General features: G+C 62.7%; 18 protein-coding genes. 8 read left to right on the top strand and 10 right to left on the bottom strand.

The annotated features are described in order from the left end of the window. Positions 1–107 precede the first annotated feature (107 nt). The gene (locus QMX97_RS17830) at positions 108–746 is read right to left on the bottom strand and encodes a C40 family peptidase (RefSeq protein WP_106802391.1); all 639 of its coding nucleotides are present in this window, start codon (positions 744–746) and stop codon (positions 108–110) included. Between the two features lie 268 nt (positions 747–1014). On the opposite strand from QMX97_RS17830, the gene QMX97_RS17825 reads away from it, so the two are divergent. Beyond that, on the top strand, positions 1015–1425 hold the full coding sequence (locus QMX97_RS17825) for a TM2 domain-containing protein (protein ID WP_282397343.1): 411 nt from the start codon (positions 1015–1017) through the stop codon (positions 1423–1425). Between the two features lie 144 nt (positions 1426–1569). Here the strand turns inward: QMX97_RS17825 and QMX97_RS17820 are convergent, their stop codons facing one another. From QMX97_RS17820 to gshB, 7 genes are all read right to left on the bottom strand, one after another. Further along, on the bottom strand, positions 1570–2841 hold the full coding sequence (locus tag QMX97_RS17820; RefSeq protein WP_065902139.1) for a dihydroorotase: 1272 nt from the start codon (positions 2839–2841) through the stop codon (positions 1570–1572). Beyond that, entirely contained in the window at positions 2838–3842 is a 1005-nt protein-coding gene (locus tag QMX97_RS17815) for an aspartate carbamoyltransferase catalytic subunit (RefSeq protein ID WP_065902138.1), read from the bottom strand. The genes QMX97_RS17820 and QMX97_RS17815 overlap by 4 nt, the downstream gene beginning before the upstream one ends. A 24-nt stretch (positions 3843–3866) precedes the next feature. Continuing rightward, positions 3867–4373: a bifunctional pyr operon transcriptional regulator/uracil phosphoribosyltransferase PyrR gene (gene pyrR / locus QMX97_RS17810; RefSeq protein WP_065902137.1), complete on the bottom strand. Its 507-nt coding sequence runs from the start codon at positions 4371–4373 to the stop codon at positions 3867–3869. Positions 4374–4455: 82 nt separating this feature from the next. Next, positions 4456–4893 carry a Holliday junction resolvase RuvX gene (gene ruvX / locus QMX97_RS17805; RefSeq protein WP_282397337.1) on the bottom strand — a complete coding sequence of 146 codons (438 nt, stop codon included), beginning with the start codon at positions 4891–4893 and terminating at the stop codon, positions 4456–4458. Next, positions 4893–5462, bottom strand: a complete 570-nt coding sequence (locus QMX97_RS17800) for a YqgE/AlgH family protein (RefSeq protein ID WP_065902129.1) — start codon at positions 5460–5462, stop codon at positions 4893–4895. Before QMX97_RS17800 ends, ruvX begins: the two co-directional genes overlap by 1 nt. Before the next feature lie 273 nt (positions 5463–5735). After that, on the bottom strand, positions 5736–6644 hold the full coding sequence (locus QMX97_RS17795; protein ID WP_065902126.1) for an energy transducer TonB: 909 nt from the start codon (positions 6642–6644) through the stop codon (positions 5736–5738). A gap of 77 nt (positions 6645–6721) precedes the next feature. Beyond that, positions 6722–7675, bottom strand: coding sequence for a glutathione synthase (gshB, locus tag QMX97_RS17790; RefSeq protein WP_065902124.1), 954 nt, complete (start codon positions 7673–7675; stop codon positions 6722–6724). Between the two features lie 238 nt (positions 7676–7913). Here gshB and pilG point away from each other — a divergent pair, with 238 nt between their 5' ends. The 6 genes from pilG to QMX97_RS17760 all read left to right on the top strand — a co-directional run bounded on the left by pilG (position 7914) and on the right by QMX97_RS17760 (position 17759). Continuing rightward, a complete protein-coding gene (gene pilG / locus QMX97_RS17785) occupies positions 7914–8321 on the top strand; it encodes a twitching motility response regulator PilG (protein WP_010564379.1) in 408 nt (135 codons plus the stop codon). 46 nt (positions 8322–8367) lie between these two features. Continuing rightward, complete coding sequence (gene pilH / locus QMX97_RS17780) at positions 8368–8733, top strand: twitching motility response regulator PilH (protein ID WP_014720320.1); 366 nt, start codon at positions 8368–8370, stop codon at positions 8731–8733. Between the two features lie 12 nt (positions 8734–8745). After that, positions 8746–9270, top strand: coding sequence for a chemotaxis protein CheW (locus QMX97_RS17775; protein WP_065902122.1), 525 nt, complete (start codon positions 8746–8748; stop codon positions 9268–9270). Then, positions 9267–11318, top strand: coding sequence for a methyl-accepting chemotaxis protein (locus tag QMX97_RS17770; RefSeq protein WP_106802394.1), 2052 nt, complete (start codon positions 9267–9269; stop codon positions 11316–11318). Before QMX97_RS17775 ends, QMX97_RS17770 begins: the two co-directional genes overlap by 4 nt. 176 nt (positions 11319–11494) lie before the next feature. Then, a complete protein-coding gene (locus QMX97_RS17765) occupies positions 11495–17311 on the top strand; it encodes an Hpt domain-containing protein (RefSeq protein ID WP_282397336.1) in 5817 nt (1938 codons plus the stop codon). After that, positions 17304–17759 (top strand): chemotaxis protein CheW, encoded by a 456-nt coding sequence (locus QMX97_RS17760; RefSeq protein WP_262132627.1) that lies wholly within the window; start codon positions 17304–17306, stop codon positions 17757–17759. The genes QMX97_RS17765 and QMX97_RS17760 overlap by 8 nt, the downstream gene beginning before the upstream one ends. Positions 17760–17814: 55 nt before the next feature. Here QMX97_RS17760 and QMX97_RS17755 read toward each other — a convergent pair whose 3' ends face one another. Together QMX97_RS17755 and QMX97_RS17750 are read right to left on the bottom strand one after the other, a co-directional pair. Beyond that, the gene (locus tag QMX97_RS17755; RefSeq protein WP_120450327.1) at positions 17815–18450 is read right to left on the bottom strand and encodes a LysE family transporter; all 636 of its coding nucleotides are present in this window, start codon (positions 18448–18450) and stop codon (positions 17815–17817) included. A gap of 22 nt (positions 18451–18472) precedes the next feature. Further along, entirely contained in the window at positions 18473–18973 is a 501-nt protein-coding gene (locus QMX97_RS17750) for a hypothetical protein (protein WP_242485935.1), read from the bottom strand. Positions 18974–19204: 231 nt separating this feature from the next. Between QMX97_RS17750 and QMX97_RS17745 the strand changes: the two genes are divergently transcribed. After that, positions 19205–19897, top strand: a complete 693-nt coding sequence (locus QMX97_RS17745) for an NBR1-Ig-like domain-containing protein (RefSeq protein ID WP_282397335.1) — start codon at positions 19205–19207, stop codon at positions 19895–19897. Positions 19898–20042: the final 145 nt, after the last annotated feature.

The following is a 20042-nucleotide window of genomic DNA, read 5'->3' as shown; positions in this document are numbered from 1 at the left end:
TAGCGCACTGTCAGGCGACATCTCTGCCACTGACACACCGTCATCGCAGGCAAGCCCGCTCCCACATTTGATTGCATTTCAAACAGGAGGGCGGCTGCCGGTTGGATCTAGCGCTGTACGACGCGCAGATTGCTGTTTTGCTCTTTAGGCAGAACGCGCTTGGCAATCACGTAGTTCTTGTCCCAGAACGGCTTTTTCAGCGTGTCGATGCTGACAGCCTTGCCACGGCGTGGTGCGTGGATGAAGCGGTCGTTGCCCAGGTAGATGGCTACGTGGTTGACCTGGCGGCTCTTGAGCTTGAAGAACAACAGGTCACCCGGTTTCAGGTCCTTGCGCTCGACCTTCTGCCCGTGGCCGGCGGCCATGGCGTTGGAAGTACGTGGCAAATCCACTGCGGCGACGTCGTTAAACGCATATTTCACCAAACCGCTGCAATCGAACCCTTTACTTGGGCTGCTGCCGCCCCAACGATAAGGTGTACCGAGCACGTTGACGGCGCGGCTGAGGACGTTGCTGCTTTGCTTGGTGTTGGCGGCAACCAAGTGTGTCGCCGATTTGCCGTGCACCGTGCTCAGTTGAGTCGGGCGGTTGACGGTCTGCTTTACCGACTTGGCCGTGCTTGGCGTGCTGTGGACTTTAGGGGTGAAACCGTTGACGTTAGGAAGTCGTTGCTCACGATTGGTGGCGTGGGCGGCCAGTGGCATTAATAGGCAGATGGTTAGCCATGTCTTGAAAAATGGTCGCATTAGGCGTGGCTCTTATGGGTTTGCGCGCAACTTTATAACAGCTTTTTGTGCTGTTCTCAGGCCGTTTGTCGACTGAACCTTGGGGTCAAATTCAGGAAAAACGCGACGAATCGCCGCAATTGTCCTACACAAGTCAGGTGGCATAAGGCTTTCAGGGCAGTGAAGATACCATTGGCCGTACGTCGGGCGCCCGTAAAAAAGTCACAAAGAAAGTGAAAAAATTTATCTATCGAGGCAAAAGAGGTACTGCATGAACACCTATCAACAGATTGGTCCGCAGCAAGATACCCACAGCAAGGTGATTGGTTACCTGCTCTGGATTTTCGGTTTTACCGGCGCGCACCGCTTCTATTACGGCAAGCCCGTGACCGGTACGATCTGGTTTTTCACCTTCGGCCTGCTGGGCATCGGCTGGTTGATCGACCTGTTCCTGATCCCGGCCATGGACCGTGAAGCGGACCTGCGTTTTACCGCCGGGCCCATCGAATACAACGTGGCGTGGATTCTGTTGGCGTTCCTTGGCATATTCGGCGTGCACCGCATGTACCAGGGCAAATGGATCACCGGCCTGATCTACCTGCTGACCGGCGGGTTGTTCCTGGTGGGGGTGCTGTATGACTTCTGGACGTTGAATACCCAGGTCTCGATCCGCAATGCCGAGCGCAACAGCGGACGATAAATTTCTTCCGCCTGGAGGAAATCAAATGTGGGAGCTGGCTTGCCTGCGATGCAGGCACCTCGGTGCAACAGGCAACCCGAGGTGATGCTATCGCAGGCAAGCCAGCTCCCACATTGACCGTGCCCACATTAGCAATGTGCTGTATCAGGCTTGGTAACTGATACGTCCATCCACCAGGGTGTAGCGCACCGTCGCCGGCAGGCTATGGCCGATGAACGGGCAGTTTTCACCCTTGGACAGCCAGTGCTCACCGGCCACCGTGGAGCTGGCCGGATCAAACAGCACCAGGTCCGCCGCCGCACCCACCGCCAGCTTGCCCGCCGGCAGGCGCAGGGCTTCGGCCGGGCCGGCACTCAGGCGTGCCAACAGGGTTGGCAGGTCCAGCAGGCCGTCTTCCACCAGGGTCATCGCCAACGGCAGCAACAGCTCTACGCTGCTGATGCCCGGCTCGGTCGCGCCAAACGGCGCCAGCTTGGCATCCCGCTCGTGGGGCTGGTGATGGCTGGAGATCGCCGAGACCACGCCGGATTTGACCGCCGCACGCAACCCTTCACGGTCGGCCAAGGTGCGCAGGGGCGGCTGTACGTGGTACAGGCTGGAGAAGTCGATCAGCGCCTCGTCCGTCAAAATCAACTGGTACAGGGCGACATCCGCCGTCACCGGCAAGCCGCGAGCCTGCGCCTGGGCGATCAGGGCCACGCCGCGAGCGCTGGTCAGCTGGCTGAAGTGCGCGCGCACGCCGCTTTGTTCCACCAGCAGCAGGTCGCGGGCCAGGGCCACGGTTTCCGCCGTTTCCGGAATGCCCGGCAGGCCGAGGAAGCTGGCGACCGCGCCTTCATGGGCCAGGCCGCCTTCCGCCAGGTCGCGGTCCTGGGAGTGGAAGATCACCGTCAGGTCGAAGGTGGCCGCGTATTCCAGGGCACGGCACAGCGTGCGGGTGCTGCGAAAGCTTTCCAGGCCGTTGCCGAAGGCCACGCAACCGGCGTCGCGCAGGGCGATCAGCTCGGCGAGTTGTTCGCCTTCCAGGCCTTTGCTCAGGGCACCGATGGGGAACACCTTGCAATTGCCGGCTTCGCGGGCGCGGTCGAGGATCAGCTCGGTCACGGCCGAGGTGTCCAGCACGGGCTTGGTGTGTGGTGGGCAGCACAGGCTGGTCACGCCACCGGCCGCGGCGGCGCGGGTTTCGCTGGTGATGTTGCCTTTGCGGCTGTAGCCCGGCTCGCGCAGGGCGACGTTCAGGTCGACCAGCCCAGGCGCGGCCACCAGGCCTTTGGCGTCGATGGTCTCGCTGGCGGCGAAGCCTGCGGGCGCCGCGCCGAGGGCGATGATCTTGCCGGCTTCCAGATGAAGATCGGTAACTTGATCCAGGCCACTGGCCGGATCGATGACTCGGGCGCCAAGAATGCTGAGCTTCACTGGGCCTTCTCCTGCTCGAATTGACGTTGCGCGGTTTGCCCGCTCATGGCCATGGACAACACCGCCATGCGCACGGCGATGCCGTAGGTCACCTGGTTGAGAATCACCGACTGGTTGCCGTCGGCCACCGCCGACTCAATCTCCACCCCGCGGTTGATCGGACCGGGGTGCATCACGATGGCATCCGGCTTGGCCCCGGCCAGGCGCGCGGTGGTCAGGCCGAACAGGCGGTAGAACTCGCCTTCGCTCGGCAGCAGGCCACCGGCCATGCGCTCGCGCTGCAGGCGCAACATGATCACCACGTCCACGTCCTTGAGGCCTTCGGTCATGTCGGTGTAGACCTTCACGCCGTATTGCTCGATGCCGATCGGCAGCAGGGTTTTCGGCGCGATCACGCGGATGTCCGGGCAACCCAGGGTTTTCAGGGCCAGCATGTTCGAGCGCGCGACCCGCGAGTGCAGGATGTCGCCGACGATGGCCACCGAGAGGTTTTCAAAGCTGCCCTTGTGCCGACGGATGGTGAGCATGTCGAGCATGCCCTGGGTCGGGTGGGCGTGACGGCCGTCGCCGCCGTTGATGATCGCGACCTGCGGGCACACGTGCTCGGCGATGAAGTGCGCGGCACCGGAGTCGCCGTGGCGGACCACGAACATGTCGGCGGCCATGGCTTCCAGGTTGCGCAGGGTGTCGAGCAGGGTCTCGCCCTTGCTCGCCGACGACGTCGACACGTTCAGCGTGATCACGTCGGCCGACAACCGCTGGGCCGCCAGTTCAAAGGTGGTACGGGTGCGGGTGGAGTTCTCGAAGAACACGTTGCAGATGGTCTTGCCGCGCAGCAGCGGGACCTTCTTCACCGCCCGCCCACCGACTTCGAGAAACGAGTCGGCGGTGTCGAGGATTTCGGTGAGCAGTTCGCGGGGCAAACCGTCGAGGGACAAGAAATGTTGCAACTGGCCCTGAGCATTGAGCTGCAGCGGGCGCTTGGCATCTAGAGGCGTCATCGCGGGGACTCTTTACAAGGCGGTTTAAAGGGCAAGGTCTTGCAGTTCGAGTTCGAGCGGCGTGGGACCGGACAATTTTACCCGCTGGTGGGCTGAAAGCGACAGGGTGGCGCCGACCACGTCCGGGCTGATCGGCAGTTCGCCGGCGTCCAGGTCCAGCAGGCAGACCAGGGTCACGCTGGCTGGGCGGCCATAGTCGAACAGCTCGTTCATGGCGGCGCGGATGGTGCGGCCGCTCATCAGCACGTCGTCGATCAGCACCAGGTGCTGGCCTTCGATCTCGAATGGCAGGGCCGACGGGCGCACTTGTGGGTGCAGGCCGTTCTGGCTGAAGTCGTCGCGATAGAAGGACACATCCAGGGTGCCCAGGGGCGAATCGCTGCCCAGTGCTTCCAGCAACGCCTGGGCCACCCACACACCGCCGGTGCGAATGCCGATGAAGCGCGGTTCGCTGATGGCGCGGTGTTGCAGATGGGCCGTCAGGCTCGTCGCCATCTGGCTGATCAGTTCGGCGGGATTGGGCAGGCTCATGGTGGCTCCTTCTAGGCCTTGCGCGGCGGGGTGACGGCAAGGTCCGGGCTCAAACGTAAAAAGACGCGGCAAGCCGCGTCAGTCAGGATTCAAATAAAGCGGTGTTTTCATCCAGCCAACCCTGCAGCAGCAAGGCGGCGGCGATGGCGTCCACGGGGTTGTCGCGGTAGCTGCCCTTTTGCCCGCCACGGGCCAGGCGCTCACCCTTGGCTTCGAAGGTGGTGAGGCGTTCGTCGTGGGTATAGAAGGGCAGGTTGTAGCGGCCATTGAGGCGACGCGCGAACTTCTCGGCGCGCAGGCACATGTCGCTGGGTGTGCCGTCCATGTTCAAGGGCAGGCCAACCACGACGGCGTCGGGCTTCCACTCCTTGATCAGGGCTTCGACCTGGTTCCAGTCCGGCATGCCGTTCTGGGCTTTAAGGGTGCACAGCTCGCGGGCCTGGCCGGTGATGACCTGGCCGACCGCGACGCCGATCTGTTTGGTGCCGTAGTCAAACCCGAGGATCAAGCGCAAAGCCATCAGGCGTGCCCCGCCTGGCTGGTCAGCAGGCTGAGGTTGACGCGCAGCTTGGCGGCGGCCGCCTCCAGGCGCAGTTCGCTGGCGGTGTGAAACAAGATGTCGGCGTCGAACGGGCAGGTCAGCCAGGCATTGCTGGCCAGTTCGGCTTCCAGCTGCCCGGCTTCCCACCCTGCGTAACCGAGGGTGATGACACTGTGCTCCGGGCCGACGCCGTCGGCGATGGCGAACAGTATGTCCTGGGAGGTGGACAGCGACACACCTTCCAGGTCAACCGTGGCCTGGAACTTTGGCCCGGTGGGGTGCAGCACAAAACCGCGATCCGTCTGCACCGGCCCGCCGATATAAATCGGCACGCCCTGGCAACGCGCCGGCGGGTCGATCTCGGGGCGCAGTTGCTCGAGGATATCCGCCAGGTTCAGCTCCTGCGGGCGGTTCACCACCAGCCCCATGGCACCATTGGCCGTGTGCTCGACTATATAGGTCAAGGTCTGCGCAAAGTTCGGGTCGGCCATATGGGGCATGGCGATCAGGAATTGGTGCTTGAGGTAGGTCGGGCTGACATTTTTCATGTCCGCTAGTGTGGCGGGGGAGGCGCGAACTGACAAGCTGCGGCGGGCCCTAATTGTCACGAGCGGGGCTGCTGTGGTGGGCGGGCTCACTGTGGCGAGCGGGCCTGCCCCGCGTTGGGCTGCGCAGCGGCCCTAAAATCTGACACTGCGGTTTTTCAGCAGGAACGCGATGAGAAGAGTGGGGCTGCTGCGCAGCCCAACGCGGGGCAAGCCCGCTCGCCACAATAAGCCTGTTCGCCCTATTAGTCCTGCTGGCTGCCAGGGGGCGGTGTGTCAGTTACTGGACAGCCGGTCGCCCTTGGCAAACTTCCAGGTGCGGATGATTTCCAGGCGGTCGACGTCATTCAGGTCGCCGGTGAACGGCGCAAAGGGTGCGGCCAGGCGCACGATGCGCTGGGCAGCCTGGTCGAGCAGCGGCTGGCCGGAGGACTCCAGCACCTGCACCTCATATAACGTGCCGTCGCGGTTGATCGACACCAACAAGCGCAAATTGCCATAAATCTGCTGGCGTCGGGCTTCATCCGGGTAATTCAGGTTGCCGATGCGCTCAACCTTCTTGCGCCACTCGTCCTTATACCAGGCGCCCTTGTCGCGCATGGTCGACGCGGCGTTCAACCGGTAGATGCGCGGGCGCTTGGCGTAGAGCTGCTGTTCGTTGGCCAGTTCGGCTTCGAGGCTGGAGATCTGGTCGGAGAGCTGCGAGCTGTCGAACGTGGGCGCCGGCTTTACAGGCTCGGGTTGCGGCTCGGTCTTGGCCTTTTCGCGCTGGGTCGGGGCTTTTTGCGGTTTGGGCGCGACGGTGGTCACGGCGGCCTTGGGCGCAGCCTGTTTGACTTCGGGCTTGGGCGCAGGCGGTGGCGGGGTGACTTTGTTGACCTTGTTGTCCTGGAACGGCGCCACTTCGGTGGTCTTGGGCACCGCTTTCTTGTCGAGCGTGCCGCTGCCCTGCTGGTTGTCCTGGGCGAGAAAGTCAGCCTTTTCGGGCGGCTTTTCACTCTTGAACGTGGCGAGGGTGATTTCCAGGGTCTGGGTGATCTGCTTGGGTTCGACCATGGTGAACCCCACGCCGAGGATCAACGCCAGGTGAATCAGTGCAGCGAGGAACAGGGTAAATCCGAGCCGATCAGCCGGGCGCACGCCGCTGTGGGAGAGTTCGGGGGGCAGATCGGACGGGAGTGTCATGACAAGAAAACCAACATCGCGCGTTTCACAGGTGGCGCATGATAACGCAATGTTGGTTTATGTCCGGCTGTTCTATGTCACTTGGCCTGGAGCTTGCGCTCAATCGCCGCCATCAGCATTTCGCCAATATTGGTGCCGAACGCATTGTCGATCTCGCGGATACAGGTGGGGCTGGTGACGTTGATTTCAGTGAGGTTTTCACCAATCACGTCGAGGCCGACAAACAGCAGGCCCTTTTCGCGCAGGGTCGGGCCGACCTGGGAAGCGATCCAGCGGTCCTTGTCCGACAGCGGCCGCGCTTCACCACGGCCACCCGCGGCCAGGTTGCCACGGGTCTCGCCGGCCGCCGGGATGCGCGCCAGGCAGTAGTCCACCGGCTCGCCGTCGATCATCAGGATGCGCTTGTCGCCATCCTTGATCGCTGGCAGGTAGGCCTGGCCCATGATCTGCTGGGTGCCCAGCGCGGTCAGGGTCTCCAGGATCACCGACAGGTTCGGATCCCCTGCACGGTGACGGAAGATCGAGGTACCGCCCATGCCGTCCAGCGGCTTGAGGATCACGTCGCCGTGCTTGGCGGCGAATTCACGCAGCACATCGGCGCGGCGGCTGACCACGGTCGGCGGCGTGCACTGCGGGAACAGCGTGGCGAACAGTTTTTCATTGCAGTCGCGCAGGCTCTGCGGCTTGTTGACGATCAATACCCCGGCGCGCTCGGCCTGCTCCAGCAGGTAAGTGGAGTAGACGAATTCCATGTCGAACGGCGGGTCCTTGCGCATCAGGATCACGTCCAGGTCGCTCAGGGGGCTGTCGATTTCGTCCGAAAGCTCGAACCACTTCTCGGGGTTGGCAAACACCTGCAGCGGGCGCATGCGCGCGCGGGCCTGGCCGTCACCCTGGTAAAGATCCGGCTGTTCCATATAGAACAGGCTCCAGCCGCGGGCCTGGGCGGCCAGGAGCATGGCCAGCGAGCTGTCCTTTTTATAGGAGATGCTGGCGATAGGGTCCATGACAATGCCGACGCGAACGCTCATGGGGGATTTCCTCTAGCAAATTAGGCGCATAAAAGTGGCGTCAGAGTGGCGCTGCGGCTGTTGTGGGTCAAGGAAAAACCACCTGGCCGGTTGCTCGATAGATTGCGCCCGGAGACTGTGCTAAAAAGACTGCCACGGCGCAGCAGCCCTTGAATTCCAAGGCTTGCGGCGCTCATCCTGTGCAACATCAGGCAGTACACACCGAAAACCGATTCGCTGTGGCGATGGTAGAGCAGATATGGAACAGCATTCCAACGCCTTGAGAGTGATGGTGATCGACGATTCGAAAACGATCCGCCGCACCGCCGAGACCCTGTTGAAGAACGTGGGGTGCGATGTCATCACGGCCATCGACGGTTTCGATGCCCTGGCCCGGATTGTTGATCATCACCCGCACATTATCTTTGTCGACATCATGATGCCGCGCCTGGATGGTTATCAGACCTGCGCCCTGGTGAAGAACAACCCGGCGTTCAAGTCGATCCCGGTGATCATGCTGTCCTCCAAGGACGGCCTGTTCGACAAGGCCAAGGGGCGCATCGTCGGTGTCGATCAGTTTTTGACCAAGCCTTTCAGCAAGGAAGAACTGCTGGGCGCGATCAAGGCCTACGTGCCTGGGTTCGCCGCAGTAGAACAAGCACACTGACGCCGCCCCACAAGGGCTGGCGCCGACCAATGTAGTGGGGAAAACCATGGCACGCGTTCTGATCGTCGACGATTCGCCGACTGAAATGTACAAACTCACCGGCATGCTGGAAAAGCATGGCCACCAGGTGCTCAAGGCCGAAAACGGCGCGGACGGCGTGGCCCTGGCCCGCCAGGAAAAGCCCGATGCCGTGCTGATGGACATCGTGATGCCGGGGCTCAATGGCTTCCAGGCCACGCGCCAGCTGTCCAAGGAGCCGGAAACCAACGGCATCCCGATCATCATCATCACCACCAAGGATCAGGAAACCGACAAGATCTGGGGCGCGCGCCAGGGCGCCAAGGATTACCTGACCAAGCCGGTGGATGAAGAAACCCTGATCGCCACGCTGAACAAGGTGCTGGCCGGCTAAAGGCTCGCGATGATGACCGAGTCGCAAACCGCCTTCGAGCTGCTGCTGGACATCGACCGCCGCTGCCGCCTGCTGGCCGCCGACCTGCCGTCGCAGGAAACCCGCCTGCAGCGCTGGAGCGGGATCGGTTTTCGCCTGGGGCCGCATTGGTATGTGGCGCCCATGGGCGAAGTCGCCGAGGTCTTGCATGAGCCGCGCTGTACCTTGATGCCGGGGGTCAAGCCGTGGGTCAAGGGCGTGGCCAATCTGCGCGGGCGCTTGCTGCCGGTGATGGACCTGGGCGGGTTTCTCGGCCTGGAACTGTCCCGGGCACGTAAGCAGCGGCGGGTGCTGGTAGTGGAATTCAACGACCTGTTTGTCGGGCTGCTGGTAGACGAGGTGGTGGGCATGCAGCATTTCGCACAAGACGCACTGCGGGCGAGCGCAGCTTTCGCCGCACCGTTTATCCAGGGCCAGTTCGATGGCGACCAGCAGTGGCAGGTGTTCAGCCCCTTCGCCCTGGCCCAGGCCCCAGGCTTCATGGATGTTGCCGCATGAGCACCCCGACCACGCCCAAACCCCAGGCCGCTTCACGCAGCCGCTCACAGATCATCGTGCTGTTTATCGCGCTGATCGTGTTCATCATGCTGTTGTTCGCCAACTTCGCGTACCTCAATACCCAGTCCACCTACGACAAGCAGTACATCGGCCACGCCGGTGAGTTGCGCGTGCTGTCCCAGCGCATCGCCAAGAACGCCACCGAAGCCGCTGCCGGCAAGGCAGCTGCGTTCAAGCTCTTGAGCGATGCGCGCAACGACTTCGCGCAACGCTGGGGCTACCTGAAAAAAGGTGACATTGAGACCGGGCTGCCCGCCGCGCCCAATGCTGTACGTGCGGAAATGCGCGCGGTACAGACCGACTGGGAAGCGCTGCTGAAGAACACCGACGCGATCCTCGCCAGCGAGCAGACCGTGCTGTCCCTGCACCAGGTGGCCGCAACCCTGGCCGAAACCGTGCCGCAGTTGCAGATGGAGTCGGAAAAAGTCGTCGATATCCTGCTGCAACGCGGCGCCCCGGCCAGCCAGGTGGCCTTGGCCCAGCGCCAGTCGCTGCTGGCCGAGCGCATCCTCGGCGCGGTGAATACCGTGCTCGCCGGCGACGAAACCGCCGTGCAGGCCGCCGACGCTTTCGGCCGCGACGCCAACCGCTTCGGCCAGGTACTCAACGGCATGCTCCAGGGCAACGCCGGGCTGCGCATCACTCAGGTCGAAGACCGCGACGCCCGTGCGCGGCTGGCAGAAATTGCCGAGCTGTTCGAGTTTGTCTCCGGCTCCGTGGATGAAATCCTCGAGACCTCGCCGCAGCTGTTCCAGGTGCGCGCTTCGGCGAGCAATATTTTCAACCTGTCGCAAACCCTGCTCGATGAAGCCTCGCACCTGGCCACCGGTTTTGAAAACCTCGCCAGCGGGCGCAGCTTCGACACCATCGGCGGCTACGTGCTGGGCCTGTTGGCGCTGACCTCGATCATCCTCATCGGCCTGGTCATGGTGCGCGAGACCAACCGCCAGCTGCATGAAACCGCCGAGAAGAACGAGCGCAACCAGAACGCGATCATGCGCCTGCTGGATGAAATCGAGGACCTGGCCGACGGCGACCTCACCGTGACGGCGTCTGTGACCGAGGACTTCACCGGCACCATCGCCGACTCCATCAACTATTCCGTCGACCAGCTGCGTGACTTGGTCGCCACCATCAACCTCACCGCCGGGCAAGTCGCCGGCGCGGTGCAGGACACCCAGGCCACCGCCATGCACCTGGCCCAGGCCTCGGAGCATCAGGCCCAACAGATCGCCGAAGCCTCCACCGCGATCAACCAGATGGCCCAGTCCATCGACCAGGTCTCGGCCAACGCCGCTGAATCTTCGGCGGTGGCCGAGCGTTCGGTGGAGATTGCCAACAAAGGCAACGAGGTGGTGCACAACACCATCCACGGCATGGACAACATTCGCGAGCAGATCCAGGACACCGCCAAGCGCATCAAGCGCCTGGGCGAGTCGTCCCAGGAGATTGGCGATATCGTCAGCTTGATCGATGATATCGCCGACCAGACCAACATCCTCGCCCTCAACGCGGCGATCCAGGCAAGCATGGCCGGTGATGCCGGGCGCGGTTTTGCGGTGGTGGCCGATGAAGTGCAGCGCCTCGCCGAGCGTTCTTCCGCCGCCACCCGGCAAATCGAAACCCTGGTGCGGGCGATCCAGGCCGACACCAACGAAGCGGTGATCTCCATGGAGCAGACCACCACCGAAGTGGTGCGCGGCGCGCGGCTGGCGCAGGACGCCGGGGTGGCGCTGGAAGAGATCGAAGGCGTGTCGAAAACCCTCGCGGCACTGATCCAGAGCATCTCCAACGCGGCGCAGCAGCAGACCTCGTCGGCGGGGCAGATCTCGCTGACCATGAACGTGATCCAGCAGATCACCACCCAGACGTCCTCGGGCTCCACCGCCACTGCCGAGAGCATCGGCAACCTGGCGAAGATGGCCAGCCAGTTACGCCGGTCGGTATCGGGGTTCACCCTGCCGCCGCCAAAACAGGTGGATGATTGAAAGGCTATCTGGAGAACACCACAGTCCAATTGTGGGAGCTGGCTTGCCTGCGATAGCGGACTGTCAGTGGATACATAAGCAGCTGACCCACCGCCATCGCAGGCCAGCCAGCGCCCGCATGGATCTCCAGGGTTCTTGGCAACACACGCAATTCACGAATTCTAAGCGGAGCAGTTATGGTTGATCGGCACGACTACGTGGCCCTCGAATGGGTCAAGGGCGACATTGCCGAAACCCTGAAGCAGGCCCGGTCGGCGCTCGATACCTATGTCGACACCAGCGATGGCGATGCGATCGCCGAGTGTTTGGCCGGTATCCACCAGGTCCACGGTGCGCTGCAAATGGTCGAGTTCTACGGCGCGGCGCTGCTCGCCGAAGAGATCGAAGAACTGGCCCTGGCCCTGCAGGCCGGGCGTGTCAGCCGGCGCGATGAAAGCATCCGCCTGCTGCAACAGGCCCTCGGTCAATTGCCGTTGTACCTGGACCGCATCCACAGCGCCCGCCGCGACCTGCCGTTGGTAGTGTTGCCGCTGCTCAACGATCTGCGCACCGCACGCGGTGAAAGCCTGCTCTCGGAAACCAGCCTGTTCAGCCCGCAACTGCTGTCGATTGCACCGCTGCCCGACGAAGCCCTGGCCCAGCGCGCCGCCCCTGATCTTGCCGAGCAACTGCGCCAGTGGCACCAATTGCTGCAACAGGCCCTGGCCGGCCTGCTGCGTGAAGACCACGGCCCGAGCAACCTGGAAGACATGGCGCGGGTCTTTGCCCGCCTCGAAGCCCTGTGCCAGGGTGCGCCGCTGTTGCCGCTGTGGCAGGTCACCTCGGCGCTGGTCGAGGGCATACTCACCGGCGTGATCGCCAACAGCCCGGCGCTGCGCAGCCTGCTCAAAGCCAGTGACAAGGAACTCAAGCGCCTGCTGGCCCAGGGCATTGGTGCGATCAACCGGCCGGCGCCGGATGAATTGCTCAAGAGCCTGCTGTTCTACGTGGCCAAGGTCACCCGGCCGACGCCGCGCATGCAGAGCCTCAAGGAGCGCTACGGCCTGGATGAGGCCTTGCCCGACAGTGCCGTGGTCGATGCCGAACGCGCGCGCCTGGCCGGGCCGGACCGCAATGCCATGGGCTCGGTACTCGGTGCGTTGTGCGAGGAACTGGTGCGGGTCAAGGAACGTCTCGACCTGTTCGTGCGCAGCGACCGCCAGCACACCAGCGACCTCGACGCGCTGCTCGCGCCGCTGCGGCAGATCGCCGATACCCTGGCCGTGCTGGGCTTTGGCCAGCCACGCAAAGTGATCATCGACCAGCTCGCCGTGGTGCTGAGCCTGGCCCAGGGGCAGCGCGAGCCGAATGACGCGGTGCTGATGGATGTCGCGGGTGCCTTGCTGTATGTCGAAGCGACGCTGGCCGGCATGGTCGGCACCGTCGAGCCGGAAAGCCGCGAAGAGAGCCGCCTGCCGACCACGGACCTGACCCAGATTCATCAACTGGTGATCCGCGAGTCCTGCCAGTGCCTGCGCCAGGCCAAGGAGTTGGTGATTGATTGCATCGAAGCGCAGTGGGACCGCCAGCGCCTGGAATCCCTGCCGGAGCTGCTGAGCCAGGTACGCGGTGCGCTGGCGATGATTCCGCTGCCACGGGCGGCGAGCCTGATGCGCGGTTGCACCGATTATGTCGATGAACAGTTGATGACCCACGACAGCCCGCCTTCCGAGGCGCAGTTGGGGCATTTTGCCGATGTGATCAGCAGCCTGGAGTACTACCTCGAACGCATGCTCCAGGACCCCGACGCTGCCGGCGAACGGGTGCTGGAGCTGGCCACCCAGGGCTTGGCTGCGCTGGGTTATCTGCCCGCCGAAAAGCCTTGGCGCCAGGCGCTGGTCGCGCCGGACGGGGCACTCTCGACCGAGATCGCACCCAGCCAATCCCAATTCGACGCCTTGGCCAGTCCCACTTCGCGCCTCAACCCGCCGGCCCTGCAGCGTCCCGGCAGCCTGCTGCCGCCGCCGGCCGATGAGGAACCGATCGACGACGAGCTACGTGAGGTCTTCCTCGAAGAAACCGACGAAGTCCTTGAGGTGCTGCACCGCTCCTTGCCCAACAGCGCCGATAAAACCGCCCAGGGCGAAATGCGCCGCGCCTTCCACACCCTCAAGGGCAGCGGCCGCATGGTGCGCGCGCTGGTGCTGGCCGAGCTGGCCTGGGCCGTGGAGAACCTGCTCAACCGCGTGCTGGAGCGCAGCGTGGCGCTCGGCCCCGAGGTGCAACAGGTGCTGGACGAGGCGGTGGATTTGCTGCCGGAACTGATCGCCGATTTTGCTACCGACGACCAGCACCAGCGTGATGCTGTCGACGCCCTGGCCGCTCGCGCCCACGCCTTGGCCAGCGGTGCGCAGGCGCCGGTTGCCGAAGCCCATGACCCGATGCTGCTGGAGATCTTCCGCAACGAAGCCCAGAGTCACCTGGAGAGCCTCAACCACTTCCTGCAAGAGGCCGCCGAGCATGTGCCGCTGCAAGTCAGCGATGAATTGCAGCGCGCCCTGCATACCCTCAAGGGAAGCGCCTACATGGCTGGTGTGCTGCCTATCGCTGAGCTGGCGCGTCCACTCGATCACCTGACCCGCGAGTACAAGGCGCACCGCCTGCCACTGGACCTGGACGAAGTGGAGTTGCTGCTCGAAGCCGAGGGCCTGTTCCAGCGCGGGCTGCGCCGCCTTAGCGATCCCCTGGCGCCGATCCAGGGCGCGCAGGACCTGATCAATCGGACCCAAAGCCTGCTCGATCAACAGCTCGCAGCGCTGCTCGACGCGCCCAACACCGGCCTGCGCATCAAGCGCGACCCGCAGTTGATCGCCAACTTCCTGGCCCAGGGCATGGACATCCTGCTGGACGCCGAAAGCCTGCTGCGCCGCTGGCAACAGCACCCCGGCGAACGCCAGGAGCTCACCGCGCTGCTCGACGAACTGACTACGCTGGGCGAGGGCGCGCACGTCGCCGACCTGCACGCCATCGACGAACTGTGTGAAGCCTTGCTCGACCTGTATGGCGCCGTGGAAGAGAGCAGCCTGGCGGTCAGCGAGCGGTTTTTCCAGGAGGCCGAGCAGGCCCATGAAGCGTTGATCAGCATGCTCGACCAACTGGCCGCCGGGCAGGAAATCAACCCGGCGCCGGCACGGGTCGAGGCGCTGCGCGAACTGTTGGATGAGGCGCTCGACCCGTCCGCCACCGGCCTGATCAAGAGTGACGGCAGCCGCACCCTGAGCATCTCCGAACTGGGCGCCGCGACGCAGCAGTTGGAGCACGACACCGCCATCGACGACGAGATCGTCGAGATCTTCCTGGAAGAGGCGGTGGATATCCTCGACAGCGCCGGGCAGTCCCTCAAGCGCTGGTTGCTGGAGCCCGACAGCGCGGCGCCGTTGTCCTCATTGCAGCGCGACCTGCACACCCTCAAGGGCGGCGCGCGGATGGCCGAAATCGGCCCGGTGGGCGACCTGGCCCATGAGCTGGAATGCCTTTACGAAGGCCTGGTGGACCGTCGCTACAGCTACTCCCCCGAGCTGTCCCAAGTACTGATGGCCAGTCATGAACGCCTGGCGCTGCAGTTGGAAGAGCTGCAACACCATCAGCCCCTGAGTGACAGCGCCGAGTTGATCGCCAAGGTGCGCGCGCTGCGCCAGGGCGGTACGTCCTCCGCCGCTGCGCAGGCCGCTGAAACCTCGAGCGCCGACCCGGAGTTGCTGGATATCTTCCTTGAAGAGGCCGCCGACATTCTCGACAGTTCCGGCAGCGCCTTGCTGCGCTGGCAGGCCGAGCCGAACAATCGCCAGGAGGTCGAAACCCTGCTGCGCGACCTGCACACCCTCAAGGGTGGCGCGCGCATGGTCGAGATCGGGCCGATTGGTGATCTGGCGCATGAACTGGAGTTTCTCTACGAGGGTCTGTCCGCCGGCTTGCTGGCGCCGTCTGACGAGTTGTTTGCATTGCTGCAAGGCTGCCATGACCGCCTGGCGCAGATGATCGATGCGGTCGCCGATGGCCTGCCGGTGGGTTCGGTGGACAAGCTGATCGAGCGCATCAAAAGCCTCGTGCACCCCAGCGACGAACCGGTGGTGCCGGTGGCATTGCCGGCGGGCAAGGTCGAAGCCGCGGTAGACCCCGCTGCGGACATGGTGAAAATCTCCGCCGACCTGCTCGACGACCTGGTCAACCTCGCCGGTGAAACCTCGATTTTTCGTGGCCGGATCGAGCAGCAGGTCAACGACGCGCGTATCGCTCTGACTGAAGTGGAAACCACCATCGAGCGCATGCGCGACCAACTGCGCCGCCTCGACACCGAGACCCAGGGCCGCATCCTCAGTCGCCAGCAGGCCGAGGCCGAGCGCCTGGGGTATGAAGAATTCGACCCGCTGGAAATGGACCGCCATTCACAGTTGCAGCAATTGTCCCGCGCACTCTCTGAATCGGCCTCCGACCTGCTCGACCTCAAGGACACGCTTGAACGCCGCAACCAGGACGCCCACGACCTGTTGCAGCAACAGGCACGCATCAACACCGAGTTGCAGGAAGGCCTGATGCGCACGCGCATGGTGCCGTTCGAACGCATGCTGCCGCGCCTCAAGCGCATCGTGCGCCAGGTGGCGGGCGAGCTGGGCAAGGACGTGGAATTCATCGTCGGCAATGCCGAGGGTGAGATGGACCGCAACGTGCTGGAGCGCATGGCCGCGCCGCTCGAACATATGCTGCGCAACGCCGTCGACCATGGCCTGGAATCCCGCGACGCACGCTTGGCCGCCGGCAAGCCGGAGAAGGGGCGCATCACCCTGGACCTGACCCACGAAGGCGGCGACATCGTCTTCGACATGCGCGACGACGGCGCCGGCGTGCCCCTCGAAGCGGTGCGGCGCAAGGCGATCAAGCGTGGCCTGCTCGATCCCAATCAAGAGATCAGCGACCGCGACGTCTTGCAGTTCATCCTGCAGCCGGGGTTCTCCACGGCGGAAAAAATCACGCAAATTTCCGGGCGTGGCGTGGGCATGGACGTGGTGCATGAAGAGGTGCGTCAACTCGGCGGCTCGATGTTCATTGATTCGACGCCGGGCGAGGGCGTGCACTTTCGCATTCGCCTGCCCTTCACCGTGTCGGTCAACCGCGCGCTGATGGTGCAATGCGCGGACGACCAATACGCGATCCCGCTCAACACCATCGAGGGCCTGGTGCGCGTGCTGCCGCACGAGTTGGCCGGGCACTATCAGCAAGACCCGCCGCGCTACGAATACGCCGGCCAGCGCTACGAGCTGTTCTACCTCGGCGACCTGCTACACACCGTTGCCCGTCCGAAATTGCTCGGCCAGTACCAGCCGGTGCCGGTGCTACTGGTGCAGTGCAACGAGCGCCGCGTGGCGGTGCACGTGGATGCCATGGCCGGCACGCGCGAGATTGTGGTCAAGGGCCTGGGCCCGCAGTTTGCCGGGGTGCAGGGCTTGTCCGGGGCGACCATCCTCGGGGATGGCCGCGTGGTGCTGATCATCGATTTGCTCGCGCATATCCGCGCGCGGCAACCGGCGTTGCCGGCGCAGACGGTTGATGCGCCACTGATCCTCAACGACCCGCTGAAAAAGCGCCCGCTGCTGGTGTTGGTGGTGGACGACTCGGTCACCGTGCGCAAAGTTACCAGCCGCCTGCTGGAACGCAACGGCATGAACGTGCTCACGGCCAAAGACGGCATCGACGCCATCGCCGTGCTCGAAGAACACACCCCGGACCTGATGCTGCTCGACATCGAAATGCCGCGCATGGACGGTTTCGAGGTGGCCATCCAGGTGCGTAACGACCCGCGACTGATGCGGCTGCCGATCATCATGATCACCTCGCGTACCGGCCAGAAACACCGCGACCGCGCCATGGCGATTGGCGTCAACGACTACCTCGGCAAGCCGTATCAAGAGTCGGTGCTGCTGGAAAGCATCGCCTATTGGAGCAAGTCCCATGCTTGACCACCGCGCCAGCCAACTCACCGGCCTGCTCCTGCCCCTGGCCGACCGCCACCTGGTGCTGCCCAACGTCGCCATCGCCGAGCTGATCGACTTCCAACGCGGCGAACCGGCCAGCGATGCGCCGCCATGGTATTTGCGGCAAGTGACGTGGCGTGATCGGCAATTGCCATTGATCAGCTTCGAAGCGGTATGCGGCGAGGCCATCGTGACGGGAGAGCGCTCGCGCATTGTGGTGTTGAACGCCTTGGGCGGGCGGCCGACGTTGAAGTTTATTGCGCTGGTGATTCAGGGAATTCCGCGTTCTTACAAGCTCGATAGCCAGTTGAGTTATGTCGATGTGCCGCTGTGCCCATTGGAACTGGCAGCGGTGCAGGTGGGCGAGCATGTGGCGAAGGTGCCGGATTTGATGGGTTTGGAGGCGCTGCTGGTGGAGTCCGGGTTGGCCTGAGCTGCGCCTTCTCCATGAGAAATGAAAGGCCCCTGGGGTGAGGGCGCTTTCCCTTTCAGAGACGCTGCAGCAGATGAAAATCAGCAATCAGCATACCCGCCAGGTACACCATCAAAATCACCACGCCCGCGTCCAGCAAACGCCAGACCTTTGCCGAACGAAATAGCCCCGTCAACCGCTGGCATCCCAACGCCAAAACCACAAACCATATCAGCGACGCGGTCATTGCTCCGCCGGCAAAGAATGCTTGTTGGCTGACGGGCTTTGCCGCACCAATAGAGCCAATCAGCACCACGGTATCCAGCCAGGCATACGGATTGGCAAATCCAAGTATCACCGCCGTGCGCAGCAATCCCCGTTGTGAGGTGAGGTTGCTTCGAGTGTCTGGCATCGACTGGTTACGCACACACGCCAATAACCGCTGCCAGCCAAACCACAACAGATAAGCCGCTCCCGACAGCAGCAGGAACGCCACCAAACCTGGCTTGCTGCCAAGCAACGAGCCCAAGCCCATGACCCCAAGAGCGATGAGGATGATATCGGCGAACACGCATACCGCCACCACTCCCCAGACAGGGCTGCGACTGACACCCTGGCGAATAACCAGGGTGTCCTTCGGTCCAGGAGCGGCGAACAGTCCGATGCCCAGTAGAAGACCTTCGAGATAAAAGGCGTTGAGGTCTGGAGTCATGAAGTGCTCGACCGCTTGGGTATCAGTTCAATGGGAGGGGTTGATTACCGAAACCGGTATGGCGCTTTTCATGTCGCTGACTCGACCCGGAATTGGCTCCATAGACACACAGTTGCAAATAGGACGCTGCACGCAAAGAGTTCAACGAAGTAGCTCCAAACTCCGCGCAAATTCCGTCCATCAATTCCTGGGCAAGCTCGCTGATCTGTTGTTCAAAAGCATTAACAGCGGCAAAAAATTCACTTTGTGTGAATTCAAAAGCTCTTCGTTTTGATGAGTGCGCAGGCCAATAACAAAATCGCTCACACAAGTCCGGCTGATCCTCGAGGCTCGAGTACTCAGCGCCAAAGGGGAAAAATCCATCGGTGTCTTTCGCGAAGGAAAACGAGGCCTTGGTGGCTGGCGATATTGCGGAGTATCCATCAACGATTTTTTTGTAATCCAGCAGCATCGCTTCTGATATTTGCAGGGTGCCAAATCCTGTTTGAGCAACGGATTCACAGCACGCTTTGATGTGGTTCATGGCTATATCCAAAGGTAGATGTAAAGGAATGCAACAAACACTAGGTTCGCAAGCATGCGAGAAACTACGACACTGGATATGACCGACTAAAAGTGCCCCATCCATGTCCTTCACAACATCGCCAGCAGGTGGCGAGTGTGCAGGGTTCAAGACACGTGGCGGCGGACAGATTGTCTTTTTTGGCGGACAAAGAAATGACGTTCACCTAAAAATGGGAACCGCAAACTTCGTATGAATATAAGAACGCGAGATACCCTCAGGTCACTGGTTGCACGGCGCAGCCGCGAGTTGGGCAAGCCCCTGACTGCGCTGGCCAAGGAGGCGGGAATTTCCAGAACCTACCTGTACGGTCTAGCGGCTGGAGCCTCCACGGACCCGTCGGTGCGTACGCTGATCAAGCTGGCAAAGGCATTGCAGGTTTCTCCCTTGCTGCTGTTTCGCTACTTCGCTGACCTGACAGGCGCGCCCGATTATGCGTGCTCAATGGCTACCACCAATCGGGCTGCAGGTATTGATGATCCGGAGGACGTTGCGGTGTTCAATGCCGATGTCACGACGCCTGATCAAACCGTCGTGTTGCCGGGGGAAGTCTTTCAGAAAACCTGGGAGATTCAGAACTTGGGCACACGACCCTGGCGCGGGCGACGACTGGTGCGTGTTGACAGGGAATATGTGATTGCCCGGCGCGCAGATCCACAAGGCCAGTTGGAGGTTGTGATGGATATTCATTTGCGTAGCCTGCACAGCGAGCTCCCTATTGCCGATACGCTGCCGGGCCAGCCGGTGCGTATCAGTGTGGAGTTTGCAGCACCCAGGGAGACGTGTACGGTGGCTTCAGTCTGGAGAATCGAGGATGAGCAGGGGAAACCTTGTTACGGCCCTGCGTTCATTTTGCATGTAGTGGTTAACGTCATGGCGCGTTGAGCGTCCGGCTGAAAACCTGTCGGAATATTCTGTGTGGCGAGCGGGCTTGCCCCGCGTTGGGCTGCGTAGCAGCCCCAAAACCTGCCAACTCGGTTTACCTGAAGCAACGCATTTATCGTGCTGGGGCTGCTACGCAGCCCAACGC

This window comes from Pseudomonas sp. PS01298, assembly GCF_029959745.1.
GTDB classification, from domain to species: Bacteria; Pseudomonadota; Gammaproteobacteria; order Pseudomonadales; family Pseudomonadaceae; genus Aquipseudomonas; species Aquipseudomonas aylmerensis.
This window is presented reverse-complemented; position numbering and strand designations above follow the sequence as displayed.